We start from the raw sequence: 16,908 nt of genomic DNA, 5'->3' as shown, positions 1-16,908 counted from the left end.
GAACCCGGGTGCCGGGGCGGTCGGCACCGCCCCGCCTGACAGAGGAGACACGATGAGCACGGCCACGAGAACGCAGTCGCGACCGAGCCGGGAGACGCCTGCGGTGCACGCCGCCGACAGCCACGACCTGATCCGCGTGCACGGTGCGCGCGTGAACAATCTCGCCGACATCAGCGTCGAGCTCCCGAAGCGCCGCCTGACGGTGTTCACCGGTGTCTCCGGCTCCGGCAAGAGCTCGCTCGTGTTCGGCACGATCGCCGCGGAGTCCCAGCGGCTGATCAACGAGACCTACAGCGCCTTCGTGCAGGGGTTCATGCCCACCATGGCGCGCCCCGACGTCGACGTGCTGGACGGACTCACGACCGCGATCATCGTCGACCAGGAGCGGATCGGTGCCAACCCCCGTTCGACGGTCGGCACCGTGACCGACACCGGCGCCCTGCTCCGCATCCTGTTCAGCAGGCTCGGGCAGCCCCACATCGGTTCCCCGCAGGCCTTCTCGTTCAACGTCGCCTCGATCAGCGGAGCCGGTGCGGTGACGCTGGAGCGTGGTGGCAAGACGGTGAAGGAACGGCGCGAGTTCAGCATCACCGGCGGCATGTGCCCGCGCTGTGAGGGCATGGGCACCGTCACCGACATCGACCTCACCCAGCTCTACGACGACTCCAAGTCGCTCGCCGAGGGCGCCTTCACCATCCCGGGCTGGAAGTCGGACAGCTTCTGGACCGTCCGGGTCTACGCCGAGTCCGGGTTCGTCGACCCGAACAAGCCGATCCGGGAGTACACCGAGCAGGAGCTCGCCGACTTCCTCTACCGGGAGCCGACCAAGGTGAAGATCGAGGGGGTCAAACTCACCTACGAGGGCCTGATCCCGAAGATCCAGAAGTCGTTCCTGTCCAAGGACCGCGAGTCGATGCAGCCGCACATCCGGGCCTTCGTCGACCGGGCGGTCACCTTCACCGCCTGCCCCGAGTGCGACGGCACGCGGCTCAGCAAGGAGGCACGGTCGTCGAAGATCGCCGGGATCAGCATCGCCGACGCCTGTGCGATGCAGATCAGTGACCTCGCCGAGTGGGTTCGCGGCATCGATGAGCCCTCCGTGAAACCCCTGCTGGACACGCTGCGGCACACCCTCGACTCGTTCGTGGAGATCGGGCTCGGTTACCTGTCGCTCGACCGTCCCTCGGGCACCCTCTCGGGCGGTGAGGCGCAGCGCACCAAGATGATCCGGCACCTCGGTTCCGCGCTGACCGACGTCACCTACGTCTTCGACGAACCCACCATCGGGCTGCACCCTCACGACATCCAGCGGATGAACAACCTGCTGCTGCGGCTGCGGGACAAGGGCAACACGGTGCTCGTCGTGGAACACAAGCCCGAGACGATCGCCATCGCCGACCACGTCGTCGACCTCGGTCCCGGCGCGGGTTCGGCGGGCGGCACCGTCTGCTTCGAGGGCACCGTCGAGGAACTGCGTGACAGCGACACCCTCACCGGTCGCCACCTCGGCGACCGGGCCGCGCTCAAGGAGACGGTGCGAAAGCCCACCGGCGCGCTGGAGATCCGAGGCGCGACGGCGAACAACCTTCGAGACGTCGACGTCGACATCCCGCTCGGGGTGCTCGTCGTCGTCACCGGCGTCGCCGGTTCCGGCAAGAGCTCGCTCGTGCACTCCTCGATCCCCGCGGACGCCGGTGTGGTGTCGATCGACCAGGGCGCGATCCGTGGCTCGCGGCGCAGCAACCCGGCGACCTACACGGGACTGCTCGACCCGATCCGCAAGGCGTTCGCGAAGGCGAACGGCGTGAAGCCGGGGCTGTTCAGCGCCAACTCCGAGGGAGCCTGTCCCAACTGCAACGGGGCCGGCGTCGTCTACCTGGACCTGGCGGTGATGGCGGGCGTCTCCGCCCCGTGTGAGGAGTGCGAGGGCAAGCGGTTCCAGGCCTCGGTGCTGGAGTACCGGTTCGGCGGTCGCGACATCAGCGAGGTGCTCGCGATGTCGGTGGCGGAGGCCGAGGAGTTCTTCGGCGCCGGTGAGGCACGCATCCCGGCCGCGCACAAGATCCTTCAGCGCCTCGCCGACGTCGGACTCGGTTACCTCCGCCTCGGACAGCCGCTCACGACGCTGTCCGGTGGCGAGCGGCAGCGGCTCAAGCTGGCCGTTCACATGGCGGAGCAGGGTGGGGTCTACGTCCTCGACGAGCCGACCACCGGCCTGCACCTCGCCGACGTCGAGCAGTTGCTCGGACTGCTCGATCGGCTCGTCGACTCCGGCAAGTCGGTCATCGTCGTCGAGCACCACCAGGCGGTCATGGCCCACGCCGACTGGATCATCGACCTCGGCCCCGGCGCGGGCCACGACGGCGGCCGGATCGTCTTCGAGGGCACCCCCGCCGACCTCGTCGCCGCTCGCTCCACCCTCACCGGCGAGCACCTCGCGGACTACGTCGGCGCGGGGGAGTGAGGGTGAGTGCGCCGCTGCGGGCCGCCGGTCAGGCGGTGCGTTTGGCCCGGGCCAGGGCGAGCGCGCCGAGGACGACGGCGAGCAACCCGACGGCCAGGTCGAGGAAGCCGCCGACGATCCCGTAGCCGGTGCCCGGGCCGCCCTCGGCCGTGATCACGACGAGTCCTCCGGTGACCATGCCGGCCACCCCGGCGGCCAGTGCCACGAGGGCGCCAGTCGGCCTCGGTCCGGTGCCGAGCCGACCGTTGGGACGGGCCAGCGCCACCCCGGCGACCACTACACCGGCCACCGCCACCAACGCGGCCACGAGGGACCACAGGCGGCCCGGGGTCACGGTGAGCGCGTCGATGGCCGGTTGCGCCAGGACGTGCGCGGCCGCTGGTGTGGTGAGCGTCAGGGCTCCGGTCGAGGCGATGGGCGCGGCGGTGAGTGCGTGACGGACGGACATGGGGAGTTTCATCCCTTCCTCTGTGACTGGACGTGGCTGCATCATGTCCCCGAGCGGCACTTCCGATCGTCGTACGGACGCGGTCATCCGACGCTGCGACCGACGTGGTGTCCGTCTACTGCGGACGCCGTCGGAGTCGTGGGCGCCTACCACGATCGCGGTAGGCGGTTGATCGTCTCCGCGCGGGATTCGTCCGCGTCCGCGTCCGAATAGGGTGCCCGCGTGAACGAGACACGGATCGGTGTCGCAGACTGGTTGATCGCCGTTGGCGTGGCCGCGGCTCTGCTGGTGACAGGTTTGTCCGGGCAACACCCGGCCACGAGTCTCGACCCGCTGGGTCACGTGCTGCTGGCAGCAGGTGGTCTCTCGCTGGCCGTACGACGCCGGAGCCCGATCACCGTGCTTGCCGTCACCGGGCTGTGCGCGCTGGGTTACCAGGCCGTCGGCTTCGACGTGCCTGTCGTCGCGTATCTGTTCGCGGTTTACGCCGCGATGCGAGCGGGCCACCGTGTCGTCACGGTGGCGGCCTCGGTGGTCATGTTGGGCGCCCTTCCGCTCGCGATCCTGGTCTCCGCCCAGGACGTGCCCCCGGGGACGGCGTTCACGCAGTCCCGGGACGTCCTCGAACTGGCCTGGCTGGTCGCGGCCGGTGCGGCCGGGGAAGCGCTGCGGCAGGCCGAGCGCCGGGCGGAGGAGGCCGAGCGCACCCGCGAGGAGACCGCGCGGCGCCGTGCCGACGAGGAACGCCTCCACATCGCGAGGGAGTTGCACGATTCCCTCACCCACCAGATCTCGGTCATCAAGGTCCAGGCCGAGGTCGCCGTCCATCTCGCCCGCAGGCGTGGCGAGCAGGTGCCGGACGCCCTGGTGGCGATCCTGGAAGCCGGTCGCGAGGCGGCCCGCGAGCTGCGTGCGACGCTGGAGGTGTTGCGTGGTGACGACAGGGACTCGGCGCGCGGGATCGACGACGTTTCGGTGCTGGTCGAAAGGGCGCGCATGGCAGGGCTCGACGCGAAGCTCACGGTCGAGGGAGCACGGACCGAAGTGCCTTCCACGGTGCAGCGCACCACCTACCGGATCGTGCAGGAGGCTTTGACCAACATCGCGCGCCACGCCGACGCCACCGTCGCCTCGATCCACATCGAATACCGTCCCGATGCCGTGGTGGTCCGGGTCGAAGACGACGGCAAGGCCACTCCGGAGTCCATGCCGGTGCCCGGAGTCGGGTTGCTGGGAATGCGAGAACGCGTCACCGCTCTCGGAGGGCACCTTCGTGCGGAGCCGCGAGAACAGGGCGGCTTCGCCGTCCAGGCCGAACTGCCCGTGGAGCCAGTGGCATGATCCGCGTCCTGCTCGTCGACGACCAGCCGCTTGTCCGCAGTGGGTTCCGCGCGCTCCTCGACGCCGAGGACGACATCGAGGTGGTGGCCGAGGCCACGAACGGCCGCGAGGGTGTGGAGCTGGTCAGGACACACCTGCCCGACATCGCGCTCGTCGACGTTTCGATGCCCGTCATGGACGGTATCGAGGTGACTCGGCGGATCGCCGAGGAGCCGTCCCTGGCCGAGGTCCACGTCGTCATCCTGACGAACTACGGTCTCGACGAATACGTGTTCAACGCGTTGCGGGCCGGCGCGGCCGGGTTCCTCGTCAAGGACATCGAGCCGGAGGACTTTCTGCACGCCGTACGGGTCGCCGCGCGTGGCGACGCCCTGCTCGCACCGTCGATCACCCGGAAGCTGATCGACCGGTACGTCAGCGGCCCGCTCGTCGCCACCGGTGCGGGCAGAAAGCTGGACGGTCTGACCAACCGGGAACGCGAGGTGGTCACGCTGGTCGCCCAGGGCCTGTCCAACGAGCAGATCGCCCATCGTCTGGTGATCAGCCCACTGACCGCGAAAACCCATGTCAACCGGGCCATGACCAAGCTCCACGCCCGCGACCGCGCTCAGCTCGTCGTCTTCGCCTACGAATCAGGTCTGGTCGTGCCCGGCAGCCTCTGACCACCACACCGGGGGCGGGGCCGGTTCCGCGCCGGTTGCTCCGTACGTGTTCGCTGCGTGGTCGAAGGGACTTCCCGGAGTCGGGGTGAATCCTTTCGCGGTGTCGGGGTCTCTTATGGGGCGATGGTTACGTCAGGAGGGGCAGGCGCGATGAGTTCGCTCCGTGGTTCGGAGGTGGGCGTGGTCGACCGTGGTTGGGCGAGTGAACAGCTGATCGAGGCCGCGCAGGGAGGTGACCTGGAGTCGATCACCGCTGTGGTGCACGGGGCTCATCCGCACGTGCGACGCTTCGCCGAACATCTCTGCGCATCTCGGCAGGACGCCGAGGACGCGGCACAGGAAGCGTTGATCATCCTCTACCGCAAGATCGGTTCGTTGCGTGCCTCGGCGGCGCTGGCTTCCTGGATGTTCCGGATCGTCCGGCACGAATGCCTGCGCCGTGCCCGGCGCCTGCTCGACCACCACGACGGGGCCGGCCTCGGTCCCGTCGCGTCGGCCGAGGACGAAGTCCTCAAGCGTCTGGAAGCCGAGCGCGTCGCAGCGGCGATCCGGGCGTTGCCCGACGTCCAGCGCCGTGTGCTGATCATGCGTGACGTGCTGGGGCATCCGGGACGGGCGGTCGCCGAGGCGCTCGGTCTGAGCACCGCGGCGATGAAGTCCCATCTGCATCGAGCCAGGACCACGCTCCGGCTCAGCCTTCGTGGTGGGAGCGAGGACGCCGAAAGCCCCTCGACCTAGCCCTCAGCAGTTGGCCCGAACCGACGTTTTCGACAACCCGATTCGAAGGGAAATCTCGCCATGCTCGCAGCCGGATCGCCCGCACCGCAGCTGGTGCTGGAAGACACCACAGGACAGACCGTCCGTCTGTCCGACTACCGGGGCAGGCACGCGGTGCTGCTCTTCTTCGTGCGTTCGACGTCGTGCCCGGTCTGCAACAGGCATGTCCGGGACCTCGTCAGAAGTGGTGACGAACTGGCGGCCGACAACGTCCGTGTCCTGCTCGCGGTCCCGGAGGATCGTGAGAAGGCGGCCGCGTGGAAGGCCAGACACCAGATCCCGTTCCCCGTTCTCACCGGACGCCGCGACAGCCCACACGAGATGGTCGGGCTGAGCAGGAAGGTCTTCGGTTCGATGCAGCAGTCCGGCAGCATCCTCGTCGACTCCCACGGGATCGTCCGCCACGCCCACGGCGCCACCATGCCCACGAGCAGCTACGACAAGAAGGGAATCACCGCGGCCATCGCATCCCTGAACACCCCGGCCTGATCCGAGCGCGGTGGGATGTTCGGCCACCCCAGAGAGTGGGGGCGGAGCCACAGCGCCGGTCGCTCGGCTCGGTGATTGGGACGCCTTTGGACTGATCATTCAGCCTCCGCCTTCGAGGCGGGTCCTTCCTGCGGCTTTCGTGGAAGTCGAGTACCGAGGTGGCTGGTTTCCGCGCCGATTGACCTCGATCTTGCTTGAGGTTGCAAGCTCGTGGCGTTCGCGTCGCGAACGCCCGAGCGAGTGGTACGGAGAGGAACGACATGACGACAACCGACGGCCTGACCGGCGTGGCCAGCCAGGTCACCGTGCTCGGTCTCGGTGACATGGGATCGGCGATCGCCAAGGTGTTCGTGAACCGCGGATACCGCACGACGGTGTGGAACCGGACGGCGAGCAAGGGCGCGCCGCTGGTGGAGGCTGGTGCCACGGCGGCCGCGACGGCCGCGGAGGCGGTGGCGGCGAGCCCGCTCGTCGTGGTCTGCCTGCTCGACAACACAGCGGTGGAGCAGGTGCTCGGGTCCGTCGACGCCGCGGTCGCGGGCAGGGTGCTGGTGAACGTCACGAGTGGGTCTCCTGCCCAGGCGCGGTCCAACGAGCGCTGGGCGAGTGAGCGCGGCGCCGAGTATCTCGACGGCAAGATCATGGGGGATCCGCCGTATGTGGGTACGCCGAACATCGTGTTCCCGTTCAGTGGTGCTCGCAGGGCGTTCGAGGCCCACGAGTCGACGCTGCGGGTACTGGGCAGTGTCGAGTACCACGGCGAGGACCCCGGGGCGGCGGCGGTGGAGTTCATGGCCCAGGTCGCGGTGGCCTACGAGCTCCTCATCGGCTTCCTGCACGCGTTGAGACTGGTCCAGGCGGAGGGCGTCGACGTGGCGGAGTTCGCCGAGCGGGTCGCCGGCTCGTTGGGCGCTTACCCGCCGTTGTTGACCTCGTTCGGGCAGGCCGTCAAGAACGGCGAGTACGGACCCGACCTCGGTTCGCTCGACGTCCAGGCCGCGCTGATGGACGACATGATCAGCCATCGCGAATCCATGGGCGTGGAAGCCGTACGCATGCGCGAGGTCAAGGACCTGATGGACCGCCGCATCGCCGACGGCCACGGCGACCAGGGATTCTCGAGCCTGTTCGAGGTGATCACGAAGCGACGGTGACGCTCATGCGGTGCCGCGGTCACCTGTGTCGATCGCGCGCGGCCCTGTGGTCCGCGACTGCTCGACCGGCGTTGAACCCTCACGGGTCCACTCCAGGCCTGGCGCTAGGTGCGGGTGCACGGGGTCGATCCATGATCTCGGGTGCCCGCACCCCGCTTTGCGTCGCACAACCCGGACCACCTCGCCGGGCGTCTCCGTACGCGCTCTTCCGCCGCCTGGTCAGAGGGCCCGTGGTCATCTGCGCGGAAGCTGTCACTCTTGTGCGGAAGCCGCGAGCGACTACGCGGCCGACGGCCTGCCCGCGCCCGCGTAGTTGTCGCCGGGCTTGCGGTAGTTGTGCACCTGCACGGCCTGGCCGAACGTCGGGGCGTCGATCATCTGGTCGTTGCCGATGTAGATGCCGACGTGGTGGATCTTGGTGGCGGGATCACCGAAGAAGATCAGGTCGCCGAGCCGTAGTTCGTCGCCCTTCTCGACCAGCGGCACGCTGTGGTACTGGGTGTGCGCGGTGCGCATGAGGGAGATCCCCGCGTCGGCGTAGGCAGCGGTGGTGAGGCCGGAGCAGTCGAACCCGGCGTCGCCGTGCTCGGTGCCGTTGCCTCCCCACACGTACGGCAGGCCGATCTTGTCGATCGCGAAGGTGACCGCCGTCAGCGCCGCCGTGTCCGGCTTGGTGCGGCTTTCGCCCACGGTGCCGTAGACGTTGGCGGTGGCCAGTACCCGGTGCAGGAACAGCGGCTCGTCCTGCAGCGCCGACACGCCGGCCAGCCAGTCGTCGCCGTCGGAGAGGTTCCGCTTGCCGTCGCACATGGCCCGGCCCGCCGTCAACGCGGCGTCGTCGATGTCCTGGATGTCGGGTCGTTCGCCGGTCGCGCTCGCTTTGAACCGGTTCCACACGCCGGGGGAGAGCTGCAACGGTCCCGCCGCGCCGGGTTCGGAGATCACCTCGTCGGCGAAGTCCCGCACCTCGACCGTCGCGATGGGCTCGGACATGCCGCCTTCTTCGGTGATGCTGCCGCCCTCGACCCGGCCGTGGTCCGTGGTGGTGCGGCCGACCCCCGCCAGGGTGACCCACGACAGGTTGCAGTCCGGCTGCTCGTCGGCGAGCGTCACCGTCGCCGACGCGTACGCGTACATGGCACGGCGGGGGATGTCGAGCCAGTCGGCCACGTCGTCGACCCACTTCTCGAACTTCAGCTCCGAATCCGCCGGCACGGAGGACGCGGGAGGGGCGGTGCTCGTGACCGTCGGCTCCGGCTGTCGTGCCGACGTCGACGGATGCGGCGACGGCGCGGCGGCCGTTTCCTCGACGCTCTCCGGGGCGAAACGCAACGCCACGACGAAGACGCCGACGGCTGCCACCGCCGCCGCGACCGCCGCGATCACCAGTCTGCTGCCCCGTGGTCCGCCGCCCGCGCTCATGGGCACAGGATAGGCACTTGTCGGCCACGGTGCGTGAGGACATCCCCGACGTGGGGGAGGTGGACCCCGCTCTCGGACGGGTGTCGAGGTCAGCGCAGCGTGAGACGTTCCAGGAGGAACGCCCGCAGCATGTCCAGGTCGGTGTCCACGGCCACGTTCACGGTGTTCCCGCCTTCGGGCACCTCCGTCTCCGCCCGCAGCTCGGGACGTCGCTGGTCCACCACGGTCGCGCCACGCGCGGGGCCGAAGGAGGTCTCCACCGACACCGGCACCGCCTCGGTGCGCAGGACGCCGGGCCGGATCGCCTCCGCGACCGCCACCGCGTCGTGGACGACCATCCCGTCCCAGCCCAGCGCCTTGCGATAGTGGGCGAGGTAGTCGGGCGTCAGGGCGGTGAGCGCGGCCCCCACGGGGCCCGAGGCCGCCAGCGCGTCCAGCCACTCGCGGCCGACCGCGCAACGGTAGGTGAGGTCCATCGGCACCAGCACGCACGGCACCTCCCCGCCGCCGAGCACGCGCTGCGCCGCCTCCGGATCACTCCAGATGTTGAACTCGGCCGCCGCGCTCGTGTTGCCGTGCCCCAGCGCGCCGCCCATGACGACGATCCTGGCGATCCTGTGGTGCAGGTCGGGGCGTGCGCTCAACAGCGTCGCGATGTTCGTCAGCGGCCCGATCGGCGCGATCGTCACCGGCTCGTCGGAGGACTCCAGAAGCCGCGACAGCAGCCACACGGCACCGCCGGGTTCGAGAGGACGCTCCGCCTCCGGAAGGGCCGCCGAGCGGCCGGACAACCCGTCCAGTCCGTGCGCGTACTTGGCCACGTGGGGATGGACGTGTACGAGCGGACGGGCGGCGCCCTCCGCGACCGGCACGTCACCGCGTTTGCACAGCGCCAGCACGCGCCGCGCGTTGCGTGTGGTGGCGTCGATGCCCACGTTGCCGAAGACCGTCGTCACTCCCAGCAGGTCGACGTCCTCGCTCAGGGCCGCCAGAGCGATCGCGAAGGCGTCGTCCACGCCCGGGTCGGTGTCGATGATGAGCTTCGTCCCCACGTCCCACACTCCCTCGTTTCCACGTACGCCACACACGTTACGGTCACCTCCATGACGTCGATGTGGGGTTCTCCCGTGCTGTCGCGGGTCCAGGCGTGGCGCCGGGCCCGGCGTGATCCCCGGCAGGCGCGGTTTCTCACGGCCTCGTCGCTGCGCTGGGTGTGGCGCAACCGGGCCTTCACCCCGTGGTACCTGGTGCGGTACTGGCGGTTGCTGAAGTTCCGCCTCGCGAACCCGCACGTCGTGCTGCGCGGGATGGTGTTCCTCGGCAGGAACGTCGAGATCCACTGCCGTCCCGGCTACGGCCGCATGGAGATCGGGCGCTGGGTCCACATCGGCGACGGCAACGCCATCCGCTGCCACGAGGGGTCGCTGCGCATCGGCGACAAGGTCGTGTTCGGCAGGCAGAACGTGGTGAACGGCTACCTCGACATCGAGATCGGCGCCGCCACGCTCGTCGCCGACTGGGTCTACGTCTGCGACTTCGACCACGTCACCACCGACATCACGCTGCCGATCAAGGACCAGGGCATCGTGAAGTCGCCGGTGCGGATCGGTCCGGACACGTGGATCGGCACGAAGGTGTCGGTGCTGCGGGGGACGCGGGTGGGGCGCGGCTGTGTGCTGGGCGCACACGCCGTGGTGCGCGGTGACATCGCCGACTACGGCATCGCGGTGGGCTCGCCCGCCCGTGTCGTGCGGGACCGCAGGGCGGACTACGCGGCCGACGCCGAGCGCCGGGAAGCGGTGAAGGACATGGCCCGCAAGGCGAACAAGGCACTGAAGAAGACCCTCGGCGAAGCCTGAGAGTCCTCGGGACATCGTGTCCGCAGCCTGCGTACGCGTGTCCGCACCTGGTCACCGTGTCCGCAGGTTGTGTACGGGTGTCCGCAGCTGGGGGACGGGTGTTGGCAGTCCTGGTACGTGGGGTTCGCGTGTTCGCGCCGTAGGCCGCGGACACGCGGGAAGTGCGGACACGCGTGGTCTCCACCTCCACCGGACCGGATCGATCCCTCTAGCGGCCCTTCACGGCGAGGTCGTTCGTTGCTACAACTAACTTTTGTCCGTGACATTGTGATTACTCCCCGCAGGGGGTAATCCCTGTTCTCTGGAGTCGCTCGTGGCAGCAATCAGGCGTCCCGCGCGGGCGGTGCTGGCCGGGGCCGGGGCCTTCGCGTTGATCGCGACCGCTTCCCCGGCCATCGCCGGCCCGGCCGATCCCTCCGATTTGCCCGCCTACTCGACACAGCTCGACCGTCCTCAGACAACCGACAGCGCGTTCGTCACCGAGTGCAGCGAAGAGCCGCGTGACCTGCCGATCAACGAGTTCACCGACCACCGGGAACTCGGTGTCGAGCTGGACCGCATCGAACGGAACAGTGACGGCCGGGTGGACGTCGAGCAGGTCGGCATGAGCAACCGCGGTCGCGAGATCTGGAGCGCCCGAGTGGGCACGGGCCCCAAGGCGGTGCTGATCACCAGCGAGATCCACGGTAACGAGAAGACCGGCACCGACGCCATCCTCGACCTGCTCGACTGGCTGTCGACCAGCGACTCGGCGAAGGCCAAGCGGTGGCTCAAGGAACTGACCATCGTCGCCGTTCCGAAGATGAACCCCGACGGCGCCGAGCTGGACCGGCGCGGCAACGACATGACGTGGGAGGAGGTGACGGCTCGGTTCCCGCAGCTGCGCGGTAGCGAGCCCGCCTGGAACTACTACACCGGCAGCCTGCAGGGTGACGACTACTCGGACCGGCCCGGTTTCGACACCAACCGCGACTACCACCCGGATCTGAACTACGTGCCGCGTGCCGAGGACTTTCCCGGCACCTCCGAGGACACCGGCTGGTACATCACACCGGAAAGCCGGACGGTGCGCGACGTCTACCGCGGGCTTACGGCCGAGTTCGGCGAGGTGGACGTCTATGTCGACCTGCACCACCAGGGTGCTTGCTACGTGATGCCGGACGACCCGGACGAGTTCGTCACGCTGTCGATCTCGGGCAAGTTCGTCGACGACCCGGCCACCATGCCTGGGTACGAGCAGTACGCGGCGAACTACGACCTGGACCACTCCAAGCGTCTCAACGTCGCCGTCTACAACGCGTTGCAGGGTGCGGCGAACAACCGTCCGCTGTTCGGCAACGTCACGCTCTACCCGCAGGACACCAACCTGCCGGGTACCGGGCTCGGCAGCTTCGCGTTGAACGGAAGCGGCACGGTGCTGTTCGAGGTGCGAGGGCAGACGCAGACGCTCGGCCAGCAGTACCGCGCGGTACTGACCCGTGCTGTCTACATCGGCTTGGACGGGATGCTTTCCGCGGTGGCCAGTGGTCGGGTGGACAAGCTCGACCCCGCGGACTACGACGCGATCCCCCCGCGCGGGCCGAGCATCGGCAGTGACGCCAGCCAGGAGCGGAAGGCGGCTTCGCAGCAGTAGGCGAAACGAGAGGTGGACGGGGCGCCGGTCTCCCCCGGCAGCGGTGAGGTCGGCACCCCGTCGCGATGTCAATCGGCCTTCGGCACCGCCGGGTAGGGCACGAACGTGCTGGTGTTCTCGTCCACCGTGAGCTGCTTGCCGATCGTGGGAAAGGCCCGCTGCGGGCACGCCGGGCGTTCGCACACCTTGCAGCCGATGCCGATGGGCGTGGCCGCGGTCTTGTCGTCGAGGTTCAGTCCCGACGAGTACACGAGCCGGTGTGCGTGTCGCAGTTCGCAGCCGAGCCCCACCGAGAACATCTTGCCGGGGCTTCCGTACCCGCCGATGTTGCGGGAGATCGTGCGAGCGATCCAGAAGTAGCTCTTGCCGTCGGGCAGCGTCGCGACCTGGGTGAGCACCTTGCCGGGCCGGGTGAACGCCTCGTAGATGATCCACAGTGGACATGCTCCGCCCACGCGGGAGAAGTGGAACCCGGCCGCCGACTGCCGTTTGGACATGTTGCCCGCGCGGTCGACCCGGACGAACGAAAACGGGATTCCGCGCAGCTTGGGGCGCTGCAGCGTCGACAGCCGGTGGCAGACGGTCTCGAAGCCGATACCGAAGTGCTCGCACAACAGCTCGATGTCGTAGCGGAACCGTTCGGCGGCGCCGTGGAAGTCCCGGTAGGGCAGGATGAGCGCGCCCGCGAAGTAGTTCGCCAGCCCCACCCGCGCCAGGGAACGGGCGGGAGCGCCGGAGAACGCCCACGAGTCGGCGAGTTCGGTGATGAGGTCGTCGTACTCCAGCAGCGCGATCTGCGAGGCCATGCGGAAGGCCTGCTGCCCGATGCGCAGGGTCGGGGCCATGCGGAGGATCTTGGCGCCCGGTTCGTACCGGTGCTGTTCGCCCGCGGCGAGGTTGAGGCCCTCGGTGGTGACGGTGACGCCGTAGTGCTCGGCCAGCCGGTCTCGCAACCCGTTGCGGATCTCGTCGCGCCGAAGCCCCAGTTCGCGGTACATCTTCTCGGCGCGTTCGTCGAGTTCGGCCACGTAGTTCTCGCGCTCGTAGAAGAAGTCGCGCACCTCCTCGTGGGGCAGGGGCGCGGCGGGGCTGCCGTGAACACCCCGGCCGTCCTCGGTGACGAGCGCGGCGGTGGTCTCGACGGCGTTTCGGTAGCTGCGGTGGAGCTTGACCAGCGCCTCGGCCACCGAGGGCAGGTTCTTCGCGAGGTCGTTCATCTCGCCGGGTGAGACGTTGGCGCCGATCGACTCGTCCAGCAGGGCCTCCCTGACGTCGGCCACGAGCCGGGAGGTGTCGTTGTCGGCGAAGAACTCGGCGTCGACGCCGAACGCCTCGGTGATGCGCAGCAGCACCGGCACGGTCAGCGGGCGGGTGTTGTGCTCGATCTGGTTGAGGTAGCTGGGGGAGATCTCGAGCAGCCGGGCCAGGTCCGCCTGGCTCATCGAGCGGCTCTCCCTCAGGTGGCGCAGCCGGGCGCCGGCGAAAGTCTTCTCCACTGAATCGAATCCTTCGCGAAGGAATTTCTGTCCGGAAACGGTCAAGATCCCGGAATCCAAAGCGTTGCGAACGCTGGTGTTCGCAACGTTCACAGGATGCTACGAGAAATTTGCACAACTTCGCAAGTTGGAACTCTGGTGTCGTTTGCGCAGGCCATGTCATCGTCATCGTTAACAGGCGAGTGATCGCAACGTTCGCAAAGTTGGAGTGAAAGCGATGACGGAGAAGCAGACCCGCTTGGAGCAGGAAGCGGCCGCCCTGGAGCGGGAGTGGCAGAGCAACCCCCGCTGGAAGGACGTGAAGCGCTCCTACTCCGCCGCGGACGTGGTCAAGCTGCGCGGTAGCGTCGTCGAGGAGCACACGCTCGCCCGCCGCGGTGCCGAGAAGCTGTGGAACCTCCTTCACACCGAGGACTACATCCACGCTCTGGGCGCTCTCACCGGTAACCAGGCCGTCCAGCAGGTCCGTGCGGGCCTGAAGGCGATCTACCTGTCGGGCTGGCAGGTCGCCGCCGACGCCAACCTGTCCGGTCAGACCTACCCCGACCAGAGCCTCTACCCGGCCAACTCCGTCCCCGCCGTGGTGCGCCGCATCAACAACGCGCTCACCCGTGCCGACCAGATCACCTGGGCCGAGGGCAACACCGACATCGACTGGTTCGCGCCGATCGTCGCCGACGCCGAGGCGGGCTTCGGTGGTCCGCTGAACGCCTTCGAACTGATGAAGGGGATGATCGCCGCCGGAGCCGCGGGCGTGCACTGGGAGGACCAGCTCGCCTCCGAGAAGAAGTGCGGTCACCTCGGTGGCAAGGTGCTCATCCCCACCAAACAGCACGAGCGCACCCTGAACGCGGCCCGCCTGGCCTCCGACGTGCTGGGAGTCCCGTCGCTGATCGTCGCCCGCACCGACGCCCAGGCCGCGACGCTGCTCACCAGCGACGTCGACGAGCGCGACCGGAGGTTCCTCACGGGCAACCGCACGTCCGAGGGCTTCTACGAGGTGAGCAACGGCATCGAGCCGTGCATCGAGCGTGGACTGGCCTACGCCGAGTACGCCGATCTGCTGTGGATGGAGACGTCCACCCCGGACCTCGACGTCGCGCGTAAGTTCGCCGAGGCGATCAAGGACAAGCACCCGAACCAGATGCTGGCGTACAACTGCTCGCCGTCGTTCAACTGGAAGAAGCACCTGGACGACGACACCATCGCCAAGTTCCAGCGCGAGCTGGGCCACATGGGCTACAAGTTCCAGTTCATCACGCTGGCCGGCTTCCACGCGCTCAACTACTCGATGTTCGACCTGGCCAAGGGCTACGCGAACGAGGGCATGACCGCCTACGTCGACCTCCAGGAGCGCGAGTTCGCCGCCGAGGACCGCGGCTACACCGCCACCAAGCACCAGCGCGAGGTCGGCACCGGCTGGTTCGACCTGGTGAGCACCGCCCTGAACCCCGAGAGCTCCACCACGGCGCTGACGGGCTCCACCGAAGAAGCGCAGTTCTAAGACCGGAGCTGCGTCAGCTCGAAGGGGACGAGACATGGCTGACACGATGAACGGCCGGCTGCGCGTCGCCGGCCCGATGCGGGAGCGTTACGACGAGATCCTCACTCCGGCGGCGCTGGAGTTCGTGGCGAAGCTGGACAACGCCTTCGCGGGTCGTCGCAGGGAACTGCTCGACGCTCGGCGGCTGCGCAGGGAACGGCTCGCCTCCGGGGAGGAGACGCTGGGCTTTTTGCCGGAGACGCGGTGGATTCGCGGTGACGAGTCCTGGCAGGTGGCCCAGCCCGCCCCCGGCCTCGAGGACCGCAGGGTGGAGATAACCGGCCCGCCCGAGAAGAAGATGACGGTCAACGCGTTGAACTCGGGCGCGAAGGTGTGGCTCGCCGACTTCGAGGACGCGACGTCGCCGACGTGGCACAACATCGTGTCGGGCCAGCTCAACCTGTACGACGCGATTCGGCGCGACATCGACTTCACCGACCGGGGCAAGCGGTACGTGATCGGCGAAGAGCCGGCCACGATCGTCGCCAGGCCGAGGGGCTGGCACCTGGTGGAGAAGCACGTCCGGATCGACGGTCGTCCCGTGTCGGCCAGTCTCGTCGACTTCGGGCTCTACTTCTTCCACAACGCGCGGCAACTCCTCGCGCGAGGCAGCGGGCCGTACTTCTACCTGCCGAAGCTGGAGAGCCACCACGAGGCTCGCCTGTGGAACGACGTGTTCCGCTTCGCGCAGGACGAACTCGGCATCCCGAGGGGCACGATCAGGGCCACGGTGCTGATCGAGACGATCACCGCGGCGTTCGAGATGGACGAGATCCTCTACGAGCTGCGCGAGCACGCCGCCGGGCTGAACGCCGGTCGCTGGGACTACATCTTCAGCATCATCAAGACCTTCGCCTCACACGGTGCGGACTACGTCCTGCCGGACCGGGTGCAGGTCACGATGACGGTGCCGTTCATGCGGGCCTACACCGAGCTGCTGGTGCGCACGTGCCACAAGCGTGGTGCTCACGCGATCGGTGGGATGGCGGCGTTCATCCCGAGCCGGGACCCGGAGGTCAACGCCACGGCGCTGGAGAAGGTGCGGCAGGACAAGGAACGCGAGGCCGGTGACGGCTTCGACGGTTCGTGGGTGGCCCACCCCGGCCTGGTGCCGGTCTGCAGGGAGGCGTTCGACGAGGTGCTGGGCGGTTGGCCCAACCAGCTCGGCAGGCTGCGTGAGGACGTCGTCGTGACGGCCGAGGACCTGCTCAACGTGGCGAGCGCGGGTGGTGAGGTCACGGAGCAGGGCGTGCGGTCGAACATCAACGTCGCCCTGCGCTATGTCGACGCCTGGTTGAGGGGCACGGGCGCCGCCGCCATCTTCGGCCTCATGGAGGACGCGGCCACGGCGGAGATCGCCCGCTGCCAGGTGTGGCAGTGGGTTCGCAACGGCACGAAGCTGGCCGACGGCACGGCCATCACACCGGAGCGGGTGATGGACTGGCTGGACGCCGAACTCGCCGGCGTGCACGCCGAACTCGGTGAGGGCAACCGTCTCACCGAGGCACGGGAGATCCTCGTCGAGACGGCGTTGTCGGAGAAGCTGCCGAGCTTCTTCACGACAGGGGCCTACGCCCGGTATCTGACGACACCGAGCTGACCACCCGGCTGCCGGACGAG

Annotated in this window: 14 protein-coding genes; 10 read left to right on the top strand and 4 right to left on the bottom strand. The window is 68.6% G+C overall.

Features of this window, described 5'->3' with window-relative positions; genetic code table 11:
* Nucleotides 1-52 precede the first annotated feature (52 nt).
* Nucleotides 53-2,464, top strand: a complete 2,412-nt coding sequence (locus SACCYDRAFT_RS18255) for an ATP-binding cassette domain-containing protein (RefSeq protein ID WP_005458437.1) — start codon at nucleotides 53-55, stop codon at nucleotides 2,462-2,464.
* A gap of 28 nt (nucleotides 2,465-2,492) precedes the next feature.
* On the opposite strand, the gene SACCYDRAFT_RS18250 is transcribed toward SACCYDRAFT_RS18255, so the two are convergent.
* On the bottom strand, nucleotides 2,493-2,912 hold the full coding sequence (locus tag SACCYDRAFT_RS18250) for a DUF6223 family protein (protein WP_232283700.1): 420 nt from the start codon (nucleotides 2,910-2,912) through the stop codon (nucleotides 2,493-2,495).
* A gap of 222 nt (nucleotides 2,913-3,134) precedes the next feature.
* Here SACCYDRAFT_RS18250 and SACCYDRAFT_RS18245 point away from each other — a divergent pair, with 222 nt between their 5' ends.
* The 5 genes from SACCYDRAFT_RS18245 (at nucleotide 3,135) to SACCYDRAFT_RS18225 (ending at nucleotide 7,335) form a co-directional block, all read left to right on the top strand.
* Nucleotides 3,135-4,253, top strand: coding sequence for a sensor histidine kinase (locus tag SACCYDRAFT_RS18245; RefSeq protein ID WP_005458435.1), 1,119 nt, complete (start codon nucleotides 3,135-3,137; stop codon nucleotides 4,251-4,253).
* Nucleotides 4,250-4,915: a response regulator gene (locus tag SACCYDRAFT_RS18240; protein WP_005458434.1), complete on the top strand. Its 666-nt coding sequence runs from the start codon at nucleotides 4,250-4,252 to the stop codon at nucleotides 4,913-4,915. The genes SACCYDRAFT_RS18245 and SACCYDRAFT_RS18240 overlap by 4 nt, the downstream gene beginning before the upstream one ends.
* Nucleotides 4,916-5,065: 150 nt before the next feature.
* On the top strand, nucleotides 5,066-5,653 hold the full coding sequence (locus tag SACCYDRAFT_RS18235; protein WP_005458433.1) for an RNA polymerase sigma factor: 588 nt from the start codon (nucleotides 5,066-5,068) through the stop codon (nucleotides 5,651-5,653).
* A gap of 60 nt (nucleotides 5,654-5,713) precedes the next feature.
* Nucleotides 5,714-6,181, top strand: a complete 468-nt coding sequence (locus tag SACCYDRAFT_RS18230) for a peroxiredoxin family protein (RefSeq protein WP_005458432.1) — start codon at nucleotides 5,714-5,716, stop codon at nucleotides 6,179-6,181.
* 260 nt (nucleotides 6,182-6,441) lie between these two features.
* A complete protein-coding gene (locus SACCYDRAFT_RS18225) occupies nucleotides 6,442-7,335 on the top strand; it encodes an NAD(P)-dependent oxidoreductase (protein WP_005456667.1) in 894 nt (297 codons plus the stop codon).
* Between the two features lie 279 nt (nucleotides 7,336-7,614).
* Here SACCYDRAFT_RS18225 and SACCYDRAFT_RS18220 read toward each other — a convergent pair whose 3' ends face one another.
* Entirely contained in the window at nucleotides 7,615-8,757 is a 1,143-nt protein-coding gene (locus SACCYDRAFT_RS18220; protein ID WP_005458431.1) for a C40 family peptidase, read from the bottom strand.
* An 89-nt stretch (nucleotides 8,758-8,846) separates the two neighbouring features.
* A complete protein-coding gene (locus tag SACCYDRAFT_RS18215; RefSeq protein ID WP_043537390.1) occupies nucleotides 8,847-9,809 on the bottom strand; it encodes a nucleoside hydrolase in 963 nt (320 codons plus the stop codon).
* A 51-nt stretch (nucleotides 9,810-9,860) separates the two neighbouring features.
* Here SACCYDRAFT_RS18215 and SACCYDRAFT_RS18210 point away from each other — a divergent pair, with 51 nt between their 5' ends.
* Together SACCYDRAFT_RS18210 and SACCYDRAFT_RS18205 are read left to right on the top strand one after the other, a co-directional pair.
* Nucleotides 9,861-10,616, top strand: coding sequence for an acyltransferase (locus SACCYDRAFT_RS18210; protein ID WP_005458429.1), 756 nt, complete (start codon nucleotides 9,861-9,863; stop codon nucleotides 10,614-10,616).
* 313 nt (nucleotides 10,617-10,929) lie between these two features.
* A complete protein-coding gene (locus SACCYDRAFT_RS18205; protein ID WP_005458428.1) occupies nucleotides 10,930-12,249 on the top strand; it encodes a M14 family zinc carboxypeptidase in 1,320 nt (439 codons plus the stop codon).
* 68 nt (nucleotides 12,250-12,317) lie between these two features.
* Here the strand turns inward: SACCYDRAFT_RS18205 and SACCYDRAFT_RS18200 are convergent, their stop codons facing one another.
* Nucleotides 12,318-13,745, bottom strand: a complete 1,428-nt coding sequence (locus SACCYDRAFT_RS18200; RefSeq protein ID WP_005458426.1) for a short-chain fatty acyl-CoA regulator family protein — start codon at nucleotides 13,743-13,745, stop codon at nucleotides 12,318-12,320.
* A gap of 217 nt (nucleotides 13,746-13,962) precedes the next feature.
* On the opposite strand from SACCYDRAFT_RS18200, the gene aceA reads away from it, so the two are divergent.
* Entirely contained in the window at nucleotides 13,963-15,249 is a 1,287-nt protein-coding gene (gene aceA, locus SACCYDRAFT_RS18195; protein WP_005458425.1) for an isocitrate lyase, read from the top strand.
* 34 nt (nucleotides 15,250-15,283) lie between these two features.
* Complete coding sequence (aceB, locus tag SACCYDRAFT_RS18190) at nucleotides 15,284-16,888, top strand: malate synthase A (protein WP_005458424.1); 1,605 nt, start codon at nucleotides 15,284-15,286, stop codon at nucleotides 16,886-16,888.
* Nucleotides 16,889-16,908 lie beyond the last annotated feature (20 nt).

The organism is Saccharomonospora cyanea NA-134, from assembly GCF_000244975.1.
Lineage (GTDB): Bacteria > Actinomycetota > Actinomycetes > Mycobacteriales > Pseudonocardiaceae > Saccharomonospora > Saccharomonospora cyanea.
The sequence above is the reverse complement of the archived record's forward strand: the minus strand, read 5'-3'. Positions and strand labels throughout refer to the sequence as shown.

Bases quoted from the DNA above. Each gene is read 5' to 3' on its own strand.
- SACCYDRAFT_RS18210 (WP_005458429.1), top strand. From the start codon at position 9,861: ATGACGTCGATGTGGGGTTCTCCCGTGCTGTCGCGGGTCCAGGCGTGG.
- SACCYDRAFT_RS18250 (WP_232283700.1), bottom strand. From the start codon at position 2,912: ATGTCCGTCCGTCACGCACTCACCGCCGCGCCCATCGCCTCGACCGGA.
- SACCYDRAFT_RS18220 (WP_005458431.1), bottom strand. From the start codon at position 8,757: ATGAGCGCGGGCGGCGGACCACGGGGCAGCAGACTGGTGATCGCGGCG.
- SACCYDRAFT_RS18255 (WP_005458437.1), top strand. From the start codon at position 53: ATGAGCACGGCCACGAGAACGCAGTCGCGACCGAGCCGGGAGACGCCT.
- SACCYDRAFT_RS18240 (WP_005458434.1), top strand. From the start codon at position 4,250: ATGATCCGCGTCCTGCTCGTCGACGACCAGCCGCTTGTCCGCAGTGGG.
- SACCYDRAFT_RS18230 (WP_005458432.1), top strand. From the start codon at position 5,714: ATGCTCGCAGCCGGATCGCCCGCACCGCAGCTGGTGCTGGAAGACACC.
- SACCYDRAFT_RS18225 (WP_005456667.1), top strand. From the start codon at position 6,442: ATGACGACAACCGACGGCCTGACCGGCGTGGCCAGCCAGGTCACCGTG.
- aceB (WP_005458424.1), top strand. From the start codon at position 15,284: ATGGCTGACACGATGAACGGCCGGCTGCGCGTCGCCGGCCCGATGCGG.
- aceA (WP_005458425.1), top strand. From the start codon at position 13,963: ATGACGGAGAAGCAGACCCGCTTGGAGCAGGAAGCGGCCGCCCTGGAG.
- SACCYDRAFT_RS18235 (WP_005458433.1), top strand. From the start codon at position 5,066: ATGAGTTCGCTCCGTGGTTCGGAGGTGGGCGTGGTCGACCGTGGTTGG.